The organism is Catenulispora subtropica (genome assembly GCF_039531675.1).
Lineage (GTDB): Bacteria > Actinomycetota > Actinomycetes > Streptomycetales > Catenulisporaceae > Catenulispora > Catenulispora subtropica.
The window spans coordinates 21,114-36,187 of the sequence record NZ_BAAAQM010000031.1 but is presented as its reverse complement, the minus strand read 5'-3'; the positions used below and the strand labels follow the sequence as shown (position 1 = coordinate 36,187).

At 70.7% G+C, this 15,074-nt stretch carries 11 protein-coding genes; 9 read left to right on the top strand and 2 right to left on the bottom strand.

What is annotated here, in order from left to right:
• Positions 1-12: 12 nt before the first annotated feature.
• Complete coding sequence (locus ABD466_RS25245; protein ID WP_344659645.1) at positions 13-1,203, top strand: sensor histidine kinase; 1,191 nt, start codon at positions 13-15, stop codon at positions 1,201-1,203.
• A gap of 112 nt (positions 1,204-1,315) precedes the next feature.
• Positions 1,316-4,069 (top strand): LuxR C-terminal-related transcriptional regulator, encoded by a 2,754-nt coding sequence (locus tag ABD466_RS25240; RefSeq protein WP_344659644.1) that lies wholly within the window; start codon positions 1,316-1,318, stop codon positions 4,067-4,069.
• On the opposite strand, the gene ABD466_RS25235 is transcribed toward ABD466_RS25240, so the two are convergent.
• A complete protein-coding gene (locus tag ABD466_RS25235; protein WP_344659643.1) occupies positions 4,022-4,417 on the bottom strand; it encodes a group I truncated hemoglobin in 396 nt (131 codons plus the stop codon). The genes ABD466_RS25240 and ABD466_RS25235 overlap by 48 nt on opposite strands.
• Before the next feature lie 210 nt (positions 4,418-4,627).
• Here ABD466_RS25235 and ABD466_RS25230 point away from each other — a divergent pair, with 210 nt between their 5' ends.
• The 7 genes from ABD466_RS25230 to ABD466_RS25200 all read left to right on the top strand — a co-directional run bounded on the left by ABD466_RS25230 (position 4,628) and on the right by ABD466_RS25200 (position 14,476).
• Complete coding sequence (locus tag ABD466_RS25230; RefSeq protein ID WP_344659642.1) at positions 4,628-5,014, top strand: hypothetical protein; 387 nt, start codon at positions 4,628-4,630, stop codon at positions 5,012-5,014.
• 91 nt (positions 5,015-5,105) lie between these two features.
• A complete protein-coding gene (locus tag ABD466_RS25225) occupies positions 5,106-6,659 on the top strand; it encodes a succinic semialdehyde dehydrogenase (protein WP_344659641.1) in 1,554 nt (517 codons plus the stop codon).
• A gap of 109 nt (positions 6,660-6,768) precedes the next feature.
• Entirely contained in the window at positions 6,769-7,905 is a 1,137-nt protein-coding gene (locus ABD466_RS25220) for a ParB/RepB/Spo0J family partition protein (protein ID WP_344659640.1), read from the top strand.
• Between the two features lie 265 nt (positions 7,906-8,170).
• Positions 8,171-9,988 carry an AfsR/SARP family transcriptional regulator gene (locus tag ABD466_RS25215; protein ID WP_344659639.1) on the top strand — a complete coding sequence of 606 codons (1,818 nt, stop codon included), beginning with the start codon at positions 8,171-8,173 and terminating at the stop codon, positions 9,986-9,988.
• Positions 9,989-10,154: 166 nt separating this feature from the next.
• On the top strand, positions 10,155-11,213 hold the full coding sequence (locus tag ABD466_RS25210; RefSeq protein ID WP_344659638.1) for a carbohydrate-binding protein: 1,059 nt from the start codon (positions 10,155-10,157) through the stop codon (positions 11,211-11,213).
• A 20-nt stretch (positions 11,214-11,233) separates the two neighbouring features.
• Positions 11,234-12,871, top strand: coding sequence for a cellulose binding domain-containing protein (locus tag ABD466_RS25205; protein ID WP_344659637.1), 1,638 nt, complete (start codon positions 11,234-11,236; stop codon positions 12,869-12,871).
• 231 nt (positions 12,872-13,102) lie between these two features.
• On the top strand, positions 13,103-14,476 hold the full coding sequence (locus ABD466_RS25200) for a ricin-type beta-trefoil lectin domain protein (protein ID WP_344659636.1): 1,374 nt from the start codon (positions 13,103-13,105) through the stop codon (positions 14,474-14,476).
• A 95-nt stretch (positions 14,477-14,571) separates the two neighbouring features.
• Here ABD466_RS25200 and ABD466_RS25195 read toward each other — a convergent pair whose 3' ends face one another.
• Entirely contained in the window at positions 14,572-15,057 is a 486-nt protein-coding gene (locus ABD466_RS25195) for an inorganic diphosphatase (RefSeq protein ID WP_344659702.1), read from the bottom strand.
• Positions 15,058-15,074 lie beyond the last annotated feature (17 nt).

Sequence of the window (15,074 nt, the reverse complement as noted above, 5' to 3'; positions counted from 1 at the left end):
GGCGGGACGACGATGCGTGACCAGCTTCTCATCATCCTGATGGGCGCCGGGTCGGCCGTCGGCGCCGCCTCGATCGGCTGGATCGTGCTGCGGCTGCTGCGGGGCCGATCGCTGCGGGCGTCGCTGTTCGCCAGCGCCGCGACCGCGGTGCTGGCCGTCGTCGCGGGCGCGCTGATCGCCTCCCGCGCGATGTTCATCTCCTCCCACGACGCGGGCGTCGTGCTCGTCGTGTCGCTGTCCGGCGCCTTCGTCACCCTGGTGCTGGCGTTCCTGCTCGGCCGCAGCCTGGCCGACGACAGCAGGACCCTGAGCTCGGCTCTCCAAGCCCTCGGCGACGGCGAACAGGCGGCCCCGCGCCAGGCCCCGGCCACCGCCGAACTCGCCGCGCTCAGCCGCGAACTGGCGGCCACCAGCGCGAAGCTCACCGAGTCGCGGGATCGCGAACGGGCCCTGGAACGGTCGCGCCGCGAACTCGTCGCGTGGGTCTCGCACGACCTGCGCACGCCCTTGGCCGGCCTGCGCGCCATGGCCGAGGCTCTGGAGGACGGCGTCGCCCCGGACCCGGCGCGGTACCACATGATGATGCGCCAGGCCGCGGACCGCCTCGCGGGCATGGTCGACGACCTCTTCGAACTGTCCCGCATCCACGCCGGAGCCCTGAAGCTCACCCTGGAGAGCGTGGCGCTGGCCGACCTCGTCGACGGAGCCCTGGCCGAGGGGCAGCCGCTGGCCAAGGCGCGCGGCATCGACCTGTCGGGCGTGGTCACCACTTCCGCGACGGTCCGCGGAGACATCCGGGAACTTTCGCGGGCGCTGTCCAACCTGGTGGTGAACGCGATCCGCCACACCCCCGCCGACGGCATGGTCCGGATCGAGGCCACGGAGGTGCGCAGCCCGGACGCGGCCACCGGCACCGAGATCGACCTCCCCTCCGACACGATCCCGGCCGAGTCCCACATCCGCATCTCCGTGACCGACGCCTGCGGCGGCATCCCGACCGAGGACTTGGACCGCGTCTTCGACGTCGCCTGGCGCGGCACCCCGGCCAGGACTCCCGAGGCCGACAGCCCGGTCGGCGCGGGCGCCGGCCTCGGGCTGGCCATCGTCCGCGGCATCGCCGAGGCTCACTCCGGCGACGTGACGGTGGACAACGTCGAGGGCGGCTGCCGGTTCCAGCTGCGACTGCCGGTTCCGGCCGCATAGCGGGAACACGACGAGGACAGCCCGGGCCGCCGTGAACGATGCACGGACCGAACGGTCTCGGCGCCTCGTTCGTGTCTGGCGTCAGCCCGCTGATGCACTAATCTCCGTAAACGTGGGGGGTCTGACACATATAGCGAACCGGTGGCCGTTGACGGCCCGGGACGGGGAACTTACCCGGTTCCAGCACGCGCTCGCCGAGGGCGGCGCGGCCCTCGTCCTCGTCTGCGGTCCGCCCGGAGTGGGCAAGACGCGCTTCGCCGAGGAGTGCGTGGAGGTCGCCGAGCGGGCCGGGTGGCGCAGCGTCCGGGTCGCCGCCACGCGGGCGGCCGCCGAGATCCCGCTCGGCGCGCTGGCGCATCTGCTGCGCTCCGACTCCGTGGCCGAGCCCGATGCGGCGCGGCTCGCTGAGCTGGCCCGGCAGGACCTGCGGGCGCTCGCCGGTGACGCGAAGCTGCTGGTGTTCGTCGACGACTTCCCGTCTTTGGATCGGTTGTCGCTAGGGTTGCTGTGCCAGCAGGCTGCCGCGGGACAGATTCTGCTGCTCGGCACGCTGCGCAGTGGGGAGCCGACGCCGGACGCGCTGGCCGCGCTGTGGTCCGGCGACCGGACGATCCGGATCGATCTGGCGGAGCTGGACCGGGACGGGATCGACGCGCTGCTGCACGAGGCGCTCGGTGCGCAGGTGGAGCTGAGCGCGTCGCGGGTGTTCTGGGAGGCGTGCCGGGGGAATCCGCTCTATCTTCGTGAGCTGCTGTTCGGGGCGGCCGCCGACGGGACGCTGAGCGCGGAGGCCGGGGTGTGGCGGCTCACCGGCACGTTGCCCAGCAGCCCCCGGCTCCTGGAGCTGGTCGGGGACCACATCCGTGCTGTCGGCCCCGACGGCCGCGCGGTGCTCGACCTGCTGGCGCTGTGTCAGCCGCTCGGGTTGGACGAGCTCGCCGCGGTGACGTCGATCGACGCGCTCGACGAGTTGGAGTCGAACGGTCTCATCCAGGTCCGGACCGACCGCCGGCGCCACGAGGTCAGCCTCGCGCATCCGGTGTACGGGCAGGTGCTGCAGAGCTCGATGACACGGATCCGGGCGCGTGCGGCACTGACCGGCCAGGCGCAACGGGTCGAGGAGCACGGTCTGCGCCGTCGCGAAGACCCGCTGCGGGTCGCGACGTGGCGGCTCGCGGCCACCGGGTCCGCCGACGCGCGCTTGCTGCTGCAAGCCGGCCGACTCGCCCGGCACACGGCCGACCACGCAGGGCTGGAGCGTCTGGCACGAGGATCGCTGGCGGCCGAGGACAGCGTCGAAGCGCGGGTGCTGCTCAGCGAGGCCCTGCACGCGCAGTGCCGTTCCGAAGAAGCCGAAGCCGTACTGGAGGCGGCGGCCGGCCTGCCCGCGCCCGACGCGCTCAAGCAGCGGCTGGCCCAGGCCCGGGCGATCGTCAAGGCCTGGGGGCTGGGGCGGCTCGACGACGGTCTCGCCATCCTCGACGCCGCGCGCGCCGAACTGCCGCCGGAGTTCCACGGCGAGCTGGCGGCGCTCGCCGCGATGCAGCTGGCGTTCGCTGATCAGCCGGTGGCGGCTTTGGCGCGGTTGGGGGAGGTGGTGGGAAGCGGGAGCGGGCGGGGTGCCGTGGCTGCGTCTGCCGCTTCGGACGCCTCGGGTAGTTCGGGTAGTTCGGGTAGTTCGGGGAGTCCGGGCAGTCCGGCCAGCTCGGGCTCCCTGTCATCACCCGAGCCACGCCGCACGAAGCCGTCCCGCTTGCGCGCCATCGCCGAGGCCTACGCGCTGACCTCGATCGGCGCCTGCGAACGGGCCATGGCCGTCCTCGCCGAAAGCCGCCGGCCGTGGGCGACGGACGAACCGGAGTCCCTGTTCGTCCACGAAGGCTCGGACGCCATGGCGGAGGCGCTGGTCGACTTCGCGGCGGGCCGCCTGCCGGCCGCGGCCGCCGGGATGACCCGCGCGCTCCACCACGCCGTCGAGGACAACCTCGCCCAGGCCCAGGCCAGCTACTCCTGGCAGCTCGGCCGCATCCTGCTGGCCTCCGGACGGCCGCGATCCGCGGCGCGCTGGGCCCGGGACGGGATCGCGGTCGCCCGGGCCCGCGGGCTGACCGGGCCCGCGTTCCTCGCCACAGCCTGCCTGACCGCGGCCTTGGCCCAGAGCGGGGATGCCGAGGAGGCTGCGGCGGCGGCTGAGATGCTCAGCGCTCTGCCATCGTCGTTGGGCATGGTCGCCCAAGGCCGCGCCTGGTCAGCGGCCGTGGCCGGAGACGCCACCCGAGGCAGCCGCATCCTCCTGGACGCGGCGCACCAGGCCGCTGAGGAGGACCTGCGGGCAACGTGCGTCGAGCTTCTTCACGACGCCGCCCGGCTCGGTGCCGCTCCCCAGGCCCGGCCGCTGCTGCGAGAGGTCGCGGTCCGCTGCGACAGCCCGGTCGCCGCTGTGCGCTCGGCCTTCGTATCAGCTCTGGCGGATCAGGAACCGGCGCACCTCGAAGCCGCCGGTGAGCGGTTCGCCGAGATGGGCATGCTCCTGGCGGCCGCCGAGTCGGCCTCCGCGGCCGCGGCCGCGTGGCAGGAACGAGGCAGCTCGCGCCAGGCCGCCTCCGCGACCGCGCGGGCGATGGAGTGGGCAGCTCTCTGCGAAGGGGCACGGACGCCACTGCTGGCGACGCCGGCGCGCGCCGGCGGAACGCTGACTCAGCGCGAGGCCGAGATCTGCCGACTGGCCTCCGAAGGGCTGGCCAGCCGCGCCATCGCCGAGCAGCTGTTCCTCTCGGTGCGGACCGTCAACAACCATCTTCAGAACGCCTACACCAAGCTAGGCGTCGCCAGTCGAAGCGAGCTGGTCAGCGTCCTGGAGAGGTGAAGCGACCACGGCGTCCCGGAACCCCTCGACCCGCTCGATCGCCAGCTCCAACTCCTCACCGCCGACCCCGAGATCACGCAGCACTCCGACCAGGTGCCCGCTCATCGCGTCGAACTCGGCGTCGCCGATCACCATCCCCTGATGAGCCTCGGCCAACTCCCGGCCGCCGTAAAGGTCGGGGCCGCCCAGCGCCATCGCGAGGAACGAGCGCTGATGCGCGGACAGCCGCTCCACGTCCACGCCCTCGAAGAAGCCCTGGAGCGCGGGATCGGCGAGGACCCGGCGATAGAAGAGGTCAACCGCCGTGCGCAGCATCCGTGCTCCGCCGATCGAGTCGTAGACGCCCATCTCGCGCTCCTCACCAGTGCTCCGTCAACGGTTCCGTGGACAATTCAACTCCCCGGGCAGGGTAACCACCTGAGTAAGCATTGCTCAGACGGCGATCCGGCTGGAACCTCCCGCGAAATGAGCATCGCTTGCTCAGGTGCGGCCGCCCTGGCTCGGCGACAGTGGAGACGTCCAAAGCACCACCGCGAATCACCTGGGGGGAACACAGAAATGCAACTCCGTCGCACCACCGCCGCCGTCACGCTCGTCGTCACGGCCTTCGGCACCGCGCTGCTCGCGACCGGGCCGGCGCAGGCCGGGACCAAGGTGCCGCAGGTGCCGCAGGGCGGCATCGCTCAGGCGTCCGCCGCGTTCCCGCCCGGGCCGACGGTCGTCAGCGCGGGCGTCATCATTCCGCAGATGCGGCGCGACACCATTGTCCTCGAGGACGCGACCAGCTACCCGCCCGGCCCGACCGTTGTCGGCGCGGGTGTCATCATCGACGACGGGAGCGCCTTCCCGCCCGGTCCGACCGTCGTCGGCGCGGGCGTCATCATCCACGACGGGAGCGCCTTCCCGCCCGGTCCGTCGCGGGCCGATGCGGTCCTGACCGCCTGAGTCATCCTGGGGGGAAGCGGGGGCGCCGCCGACCGGTGGCGCCCTTCGCGCGGCTACAGACATCTCAAATAGAACGCGTTACAGTCCCGCCATGAGTCTCCCGGCCTCCGTCACCCCTGACCTGCTCGCGAAGCTCACCGGCATGGTGGTCTCCACCAGTGGCCGCTCCCATGCGGTGACCGAGGTGTACACCGGCGAGAAGGTCTGCGACTTGCCACAGTCCGATCCGGGTGACGTGAAGGCGGCCTACAGCGCGGCGCGCGCGGCGCAGGCGGTGTGGGCGTCCTGGCCGCTCAAGCGGCGCGTCGGGGTGATGAAGCGGTTCCACGAGCTGCTGCTCGGCCAGGGGCTGGTCGTCGCCGATCTGATGCAGGTCGAGACCGGGAAGGCCCGGCGGATGGCCTTCGAAGAGACCTGCGACGTCCTCATGGTGACCAGCCACTACATCAAGGCTGCGCCCCGGATCCTCAGGGAGCGCAAGCACGGCGGCGTCGTGCCGATCGTCTCCACGTCGACCGAGGTCCGGATCCCCAAGGGCGTCGTCGGCCTGATCTCGCCGTGGAACTTCCCGTTCGCGACCAGTCTCTCCGACGCCATGCCCGCGCTGATCGCCGGGAACGGCGTCGTGCTGAAGCCGGACAACAAGTCCACGCTGAACGTCGCCTACGGCGTCCGCCTGCTCTACGAAGCCGGGCTCCCGGCCGGACTGATCCAGATCGTCTGCGGCGAGGGCCCCGACATCGGGGCGGCCATCGTGGAGAACGCGGACTACGTCATGTTCACCGGTTCGACCGCGACCGGCCGGGTGATCGGGGCGCAGGCCGGCCAGAACCTCGTCGGCTGCACGTTGGAACTCGGCGGGAAGAACCCACTGATCGTCCTCGACGACGCGAACCTGGACGAGGCGGTCGCCGGCACCGTCGCGGCCACCTTCCTCAACACCGGCCAGGCCTGCATGCACATCGAGCGGATCTACGTCTCCGAGCGGCGCCGGGAGGAGTTCACCAAGCGCTTCGTCGAGGCCGCACAGGCCATCCGTCTCGGCGCCACCTACGACTTCGCCCCGGACATGGGCTCGCTGGTCTCCGTCGCCCAGCGGGAGCGCGTGCAGGCGCACGTCGACGACGCGGTCGGCAAGGGGGCGACGGTGCTGACCGGCGGCAAGCCGCGCCCGGACCTGGGGCCGGCGTTCTTCGAGCCGACGGTCCTCACCGACGTGACACCGGACATGGTCTTGGCCAGGGCCGAGACCTTCGGTCCGGTGACCGCCATCTACAGCTACGCCACCGTGGACGAGGCCGTCGCGCTGGCCAACGACACCGAGTACGGCCTGAACGCCAGCGTCTGGGGGAGCGACCGCCGCGCAGCCGAGGCGGTCGGCCGCCGGATCCAGGCCGGCAACATCAACGTCAACGACGGTCTGGCCGCCTCCTACGCCTCGAAGAAGAGCACCTCGGGCGGCCTCAAGGCCTCCGGTGTCGGCAGCCGGCACGGTGACGCCGGGATGCTCAAGTACACCGATGTCCAGAACGTCGCGGTACTCAAGAAGCAGGTGCTGACCAACCCGCCCGACACCGACTGGACCAAGCAGGTCGCCAAGACCGTCAAGGGCCTGCGGTTAATGCGCAAGCTGGGCATCCGCTGAACGCCGACTCGCTTGATTCCCGGTAGAACAGGAGTAGGGCGCCAGTAGCCCCCTTGTCGATAGTCGTCGCCAGGCCATTCCGCGGCGGCTAGGAACGGGGGAACGCTGTATGACCATACGAGTCGGCTCGGCGACAGAAGGCTTCCAAACCCTCAACCGGACCTCCACGGTCCGGCTGCACAACCGGGCCGGTACGGCACACGGCGAGCACTACGGCTTCCCCGGCCGGACGACCGGCCCGGGCGGCCAGACCGACGACCCGCTGTCCGGCGCACCCGCGTTCTCGGTCGGGATTCACGCAGTGGGTGAAGGGGACTCCGCCCGCACCGGCGGCCTCGACGAGCGGCACGTGCAGACCCTGGCCGAGATCGATGGACCCTTTCCACCGATCGTCCTCCACGCCGCCACCATGCGGGTCGTCGACGGCGCGCACCGCCTCGCCGCCGCCGAGCGCCGGGGCGATACGCACATCGCAGCCGTGTACTTCCACGGGACGCGCGAAGAAGCGTTCCGCGTCGGGGTCTCGGCGAACACCGCTCACGGCCTTCCGCTGAGCCGCGCGGAACGGCGATCCGCGGCGTTGCGCATCATCGGCTCCCACCCGCACCTGTCCGATCGGGCGATCGCGGAGTCGGCCGGCCTTTCGCACACCACGGTGGCGAAGATCCGGAAGGCGGCTCTCGCCGACGGCGCGCACACCGGAGGCGACACCCCGCGAGTCGGCGCCGACGGCCGAGTGCGTCCGCTCAGTGTGGCCGACGGCCGCCTCGCCGCCGGGATGATCATCGCGCAGCGGCCCGAGGCGTCGCTGCGCACCGTGGCCCGGGAAGCGGGGATATCCGTCGGCACAGCGCGCGACGTCCGTCTGCGGGTCCTGGAGGGACGCAGCCCTCTGCCCCCGAGGGAGGCCCGGAAGCAGGCGACGTTCGCCAAGGAGCGCGGGGCCGTGGCGGATCCGCCGCCCCAGGTCGTGGATGCCGGAGTGATGTTCGCCAGCCTCCGGCGGGACCCGATGCTGCGCTATACCGACTCCGGGCGGTTGCTCCTGAGGTGGCTGGATCAGAGCATGGCCACCATGACCCGGTGGAACGAGGTCGAGGGCCAGATCCCCGGGCACTGTGTCGACAAAATCGTGAAGATCGCGCGCGAATGTTCCCGGTTCTGGGCGACCATCGCGGACCAGGCTGCCCACGTCGACGCCGAGACCGGCGCCATGGGGCGGGACGCAACCAGCCTGTCGGCCTGACGGCCCGACTGGACCACCGGCGTCGGGCGACCGGCCACTTCGACCAGTCGGACGACGGGAACGCGAAGCGGGACGGATCCTTGCGGACCCGTCCCGTGCTCGGCCAGCAGCCCATTCCCACACTGATTCCCCGGCGTGTGTGCCAGAGTGCGGCGTCCGGAGTTGACCGGAAAACTTCCGACCGCTCGACCAGGGCGAACAGACTCGGTAGCGAAGATCGACGGCGTCACCGCCGTCGCAAGGCACCGAGTTCCATGGGGATCGCATGCATACGCTCCACGAAACCCGTCACTCCGATCACGATCCGAAGGCCGTCGACATCCGGGTGCTCGGCCCCGTGGAGGTGATGGTGCGAGCCCGGGCCGTCACCCTCGGCGGTCCGCGGGCGAGCCGCGTGCTCGCGCTGCTCGCGATGAACTGCAACACCGTCGTCCCCCACGACTGGATCGTCGACGCCTTGTGGGACGACCCGCCGCCGACGGTCCGCCAGCAGGTGCACAACGTCGTCCACGGTCTGCGCCGGGCGCTCGACGGCGCCGACGGATCGGTGAACGTGGTGCGCACCGGCGTGGGATACCAGTTGGAGGCGGAGGGATCGGTCGTGGACGCACTGCGGTTCCAGGACCACGCCCGGAAGGCGCGGCGTGACGTCGCCCGAGGCCGGCCCGGCGCGGCCGTCTCGCACCTGCGCGACGCTCTGGCCCAGTGGCGGGGACCCGCGCTGGCCGGTCTGGCCGACGGCCGCCTGGGCCGGATCGCCGCGTTGCTCGACGACCAGCGGCTGGCAGTCGGCGAACAACTGGCCGAACTGGCCCTCGCCGGCGGCGAGGAATTCCGGGTCGTCGGCGAGTTGGCTCGGCTGGTCGTCGAACACCCCTACCATGAGGCATTGCGCGCGGCACTCATCAAGGCTCTGCGTCGCGAGGGGCGCCAGGCCGAGGCGCTCGCCGTCTACGAGCAGGGGTGCCGACTGCTGATAGACGAACTGGGGCTGGAGCCGAGTCCGGTCCTGCGCACCGCGCGGCACCAGGTTCTTCAGCCGCGCCTCGACGAGCCCGGCCCGAACTTCCTGCCGAGGGATCTGACGGAGTTCACCGGACGCGTCAGCGAGACGGGGAGACTCACCGCCCTGGCCGCCCGCTCCGAGACGTCCGCTCCCGGCATCGTGACCATCACGGGCATGGGAGGCGTCGGGAAGACGGCGCTCGCCGTCCACGCGGCCCACCGACTCGCCGCGGACTACCCCGCCGGGCAGTTCTACGTCGACCTCAAGGGCTTCACCGCGTCCGCCGAGCCGCTGGATCCCGGGCAGGCCCTGGAACTTCTTCTCCGCGACGTCGGCGTCCCCGCCGCTGACCTTCCGTCCGGCTTGCACGGTCGCAGCGCCCTGTGGCGCTCGCTCCTGGCCGGCAAGCGAGCGCTGGTCCTCCTCGACAACGCCGTAGGCCCCGCGCAGGTTCGGCCCCTGATTCCCGGCTCGCCCCGAGCGCTGGTGATGGTCACCAGCAGGGCAGGACTGACCTCGCTGGAAGGCTCGGTTCCGCTGGCTTTGGACATGATGCGGGACGCCGAGGGCGTGCAGCTGTTCAGCACCATCGCGGGCCCGGCCGACGGTCTCGCCGACAAGGCCGCCGTCGCGGCCGTCGTCGAACTCTGCGAAGGCCTGCCGCTGGCGATCGGCATCGCCGCCGCACGGCTGCGCGATCGCCCCCACTGGAGCGTGTCCGATCTTCTGGACCAGTTGCGGGCCACGGGATGTCCGTACCCGCTGGTGGGCGGCGACAACGACGTCCTCGCCACCATCGCCCTGTCCTTCGCCGCGCTCACTCCCGCCCAGCGGTATCTGCTGGGGGCGCTCAGCCGTTCCCCGCGCCGCAGCGTCGACGTCCGTGCCGTTGCCGTACTGTGCGACATGAGCCCGGAGGAGGCAGCCGGCCACTTGGAAGATCTCTTCGACGCCGCACTCCTTCAAGCCTGCACGCGGGGCCACTACCGACTGCACCGCCTGGTGCGCGAAGCCGCCCGCGTCCTCGCGCCTGACGAGTCAGAACTCGAACACCCGTTGCGAGCCCCGGCAGCCTGAGCCGGTGCCGGCGTGGATCAAAACCCCACGTCGGCCGCACGGTCCCTTGTCCGACCCTTGACGCGGCGCAAGGGTCGCGATTCCCTTGACAGCCCTATGGTCTAGTCCAATTATGTGCTCTGCGGCTCCGGAACCGTCCTCTTTCCGATGTCACTGGGAGCACACCATGAGCCTGTTCTCCATCAGGCAGCGAACACGCGAGCACCCCCCGAGCCGCCGGTCGAGCGCCCGGACGCGCGCCATCCTGGGCGCCGTGATCCTCACCGCCGCGTCCCTCGGCGGGGCGGGGGTCGTGGCGGCACAGCAGGCCCACGCCGCCGGGACCTCCTCGCTGCCGACCTGTCCGTTCTGGACCGACGTCACCCCGCCGCCGCGCTCGGACACCCCGTGGGTGCCGCCGCTGCAGACCGCGCCGGCGGTGGACTTCTCCACGCGGCTCGCCCCGCCCGGCGACGTCGTCGGCACCCTGGCCGGCAGCCAGGTGAACATCAGCTTCGACCGGGTGGCCGGGGCGCAGGCCTATCGGGTGTGGCGCAACGGTCAGGCCATCGCCTGGGTCTCCGACTGGGGGCAGACGACGCTCACCGCGGTGGACAACGCGCCCTGTCAGAACGCCTTCTACTCTTTCGAGGCGATGAGCGCGCAGAGCGGCGCCGACTCGACGCTCGGCGACATGTCGGCGCCCTACCAGCTGAACTCCGCCGGGTCCGTGGTGCCGTGGCGGACACCGGTCGGCAGCACGCTGACGATGATGGTGACCTCGTACAACGACGGTGGGGCGACGGCCTCCGGCTACAACGCCCAGCTCGGCGTGTGCGCGGTCGACCCGCGTGTGATCCCGTGGGGCACCTACTTCACCGTGCCCGGGTACGGGACCTGCTACGCCGCGGACATCGGCACATGGATCCAGAACGACACGGTCGACGTCTGGCTGCCCGGAACGCAGGCCGACGGCTGGGGCGTGCAGCACCGCACGGTCACCATCATCGCCGATCCCTACGGGGTGCCGACGCCGCCGTCCAGCTCGCCGTCCACACCGCCGACCAGCGGTTCGCCGACCACCCCGCCCGGCTGCACCGCTCCGGCGTGGAACTCCGCGACGGCGTACAACGGCGGCGCGATCGTCAGCTACGGCGGCCACTCGTGGTCGGCGAAGTGGTGGACCCAGGGCGACGTGCCCGGTGACAACTCGCAGAACGTCTGGACCGACAACGGCCCGTGCTGACGGCCGAAGGAAGAAGTCTGATGCCCACGCTGACCCGCCGCAGATCCCTGCCGGCCGCCGCTCTGGCCGCCGGCGTCCTGGCCACCGCCGGCCTGGCTCTGGCCCCGCCGACGGCCACGGCCGCCACCAGCTCGCTGCCCACCGCCGTCTACACCAAGACCTCCGACTGGGGTAGCGGATTCGAGGCGCAGTACGTCGTCACCAACCCGCTGTCCGTGCCGCTGACCCCCTGGAACCTGCAGTTCACGCTGCCGTCGACTGTGCGGATCACCAGCATGTGGGGCGGTACCGACACGCCCAGCGGCACGACCCACAACGTCGTCCCGCAGTCCTACGACACGTCGATCGCGCCCGGCGCCTCGATCACCATCGGTTTCGACGCCAGCTACTCGGGCGCGTACACCGACCCGTCCGGCTGCAAGCTGAACTCCAACCCCTGCGACGGCACCGGTGACACCCAGGCGCCCACCGCGCCGACCGGCCTGACCGTGCTCAGTACGACCGCGCACGCGGTGTCGCTGTCCTGGACCGGCTCCACCGACAACGTCTCGGTCGCCGGCTACAACGTGTATTCGGGCTCGACGATCGTCGCCACCTCGCCGGGCACCGCGGCGACCGTGACCGGCCTGGCGCCGTCGACGGCGTACTCGTTCACCGTCCGCGCCTACGACACGTCCGGGAACCTTTCGGCGGCCGGCGCCGCGGTCAGCGCGACGACGCTGGCCGACACCGGCGGCGGGCACCTGCCCGGCGTCGCGGCTCCCTTCGTCGACATCGGCGCCTGGCCCACGCCCGATCTGACGCAGATCGCCGAGACGACCGGACTGCGCCAGTTCTCCCTGGGCTTCATCGTCAACGGCACCGCCACCTGCACACCCAGCTGGTTCAACGCCTTCGCGATGGACGCGGGCTTCGAACAGTCCGACATCGCGAGCCTGCGCGGCATCGGAGGCGACGTGAAGCCGTCGTTCGGCGGTGAGGCGGGCACCGAGCTGGCCCAGTCCTGCACCGACGTGACGTCGCTGACCGCCGCCTACCAGTCGGCGATCACGGCCTACGGCCTCACCCAGATCGACTTCGACATCGAGGGCTCCGCCGTCGCCGATCACACCTCCATCGACCGCCGCTCGCAGGCCATAGCGGCCCTGCAACGCACAGCGGCCGCCGCCGGCAAGCAGCTGGCGGTCACCCTCACCCTGCCGATCCTCCCCTCCGGCCTCACAGCGGACGGACTCTACGTGGTGCAGTCGGCCGTGAAGTACGGCGCCAAGGTCACCATGGTCAACGGCATGGCGATGGACTTCGGCGACATCGAGGCCCCCAACCCCAGCGGCAAGATGGGCACCTACGCCATCGACACGGCGCAGTCGCTCTACAACCAGCTGACGCCGCTGTACCCGTCCCTCACCTCGGCACAGGTGTGGAACATGATCGGCGTCACGCCGATGATCGGCCAGAACGACAATTCCTCGGAGGTGTTCTACCAGGCGGACATGAGTCAGCTGCTCACCTTCGCCCAGCAGCAGCACCTGGGGGAGCTGGCGTTCTGGGACGTGACCCGGGACGGCAACGCGTGCACCGGCTCGTTGTCGAAGTGCACTGATATCCCGCAGGCGCCTTACGAGTTCTCGAAGATGATCGCCCCCTATCAGGGCTGAGCCTCTCCCATCCAGGCGGCCGTCTGAAACAACCACGTTGTTTCAGACGGCCCCCCCCCCCTCTCTCTTCTCTCGCATCGTAAATGAAGCCGAGATCAGCGAACTTCGGGCATTGACGTGCCTAGCCGCCAGTGCTTCACTCCCACATCGGAACCCAGTGTTACAGCGCTTGTTTCTGTAACAACGGCCCCTCGTTCCCGCTCGTGCCCCCACCCGAGACAGGAGAACTCCATGGGCACCCCCCGCACGTCCCGCCTACCACAGTCTCGCCGACTACGCGCCGCGTTGACCGCGACCTTCACCGCGGTCACCGCAGCGCTCGGCACCAGCCTGGCCGCCACCCCGGCGCATGCCGCCGGCACGTTCCCGGCGCACTACGCCGCCCCGTATCTCCAGCTCAGCGACAGCACCGCGGGCGACATGGCCGCCGACCAAAGCGCCACCGGTCTGAAGTACTACACCCTGGCCTTCCTCATCCCGCAGTCCGGCTGCACCCCGATCTGGGAGGACGGTGGCTACCCCGTCGGCTCCTTCACCTCGCAGATCAACAGCCTGCGGTCCTCCGGCGGCGACGTCATCATCTCCTTCGGCGGCGCCGAGGGCGGCGAACTGGCCCAGACGTGCACCTCGGTCTCGTCCCTGACCGCCGCCTACAAGAACATCGTCACCACCTACGGTGTCACCCGCCTCGACTTCGACATCGAAGGCGGCGTCCTCGGCGACACGGCCGCCACCACCCGCCGCGACCAGGCCCTGGCCGCCCTCCAGTCCCAGGTCCCCGGCCTCCAGGTGGACTTCACCCTCGGCGTCGACCCCACCGGCCTCCCGGCCGACCAGCTCAACCTCCTCCGCGACGCGCAGACCCAGGGCGTATCAGTTTCCGTGGTCAACATCATGACCATGGACTACTACGACGGCCAACCGGTCATCGACGACGCCCTGTCCTCGGCCCGCGGCACAGCGAGCCAGCTGGCCAGCCTCTACGGCATCTCCACTTCAGCCGCGTACGCCAAGATGGGCCTGACCCCCATAGCCGGCACCAACGACGACGGCGCACCGTTCTCTCAAGGCGACGCGCAAACTCTCGAGACTTTCGCAGCCGACAACGGCGTGGCGGAGCTCGCGTTCTGGGAAGTGGACAGCTACGACAAGAACGTCGGCTACGCCTACTCCGGCATCTTCAACGCGATCACCGGCACCTCCGGGGGCGGTGGCGGCGGCCACACCGGTCCCATCACGGGCTACCAGGGCCTCTGTCTCGACGACCGCTCGGCCTCGACCGCGAACTTCAACCCGGTCCAGGTCTACACCTGCAACGGCACCAGCGCTCAGACCTGGACCGTCGACACGTCGGGCCACACGCTGCGCGTCCTCGGCAAGTGCCTGGACGTCAACGCCGGAGGGACCGCCGACGGCACGACCGTCGACCTCTACGACTGCAACGGCACCGGTGCGCAGGTGTGGATGCCGCAGTCGAACGGTACGCTGCTGAACCCGCAGTCGGGCAAGTGTCTGGACGACACGGGGTGGTCCACCACCCCCGGGACCCAGGCGCAGATCTGGTCGTGCAGCGGGAACGCGAACCAGAAGTGGACGCTGCCGTGATGGGTTAGCGGCAAGAGTGTGAGTGCTCGGCGCGAAGAGCGGCGGTCCCGGCCGGCGATGTGATGCCATCGCCGGCCGGGACCGCCGCATCGTCCTCAGCCGTTCGTTTCACCCCGGCGTAGGTCCGCTGTGATGACGGCTTCCGCCGCAGCCCGATCGGCCCACCTTCCCGGATGCGCATGCCGTCCCGGCTCCGTGTCCTTGTACACGTCGAAGAAGTGCCCGATCTCCTGCAACCGCTCCTCGGCGACGTCACCCAGATCCTGGATCTCCTCATACCGGTGATCCCCGGCCGGCACGCAGAGGATCTTGTCGTCGACCCCCTCCTCGTCGCGGGACCGATAGACCCCGACCGGCCGCACGGACACCTGCACCCCGGGGAACACCGGGTCGTCCAGCAGCACCATCGCGTCCAGCGGGTCGCCGTCGAGCGCGAGCGTGTCCGGAATGTAGCCGTAGTCGGCCGGATAGCTCGTGGACGTGAACAACTGCCGCTCCAGTCGGATCCGACCCAACTGATGGTCCATCACGTACTTGTTACGGGATCCGGCCGGGATCTCGATCACGACGTCGAACTGCATCATGGTCCCTCCGTCAG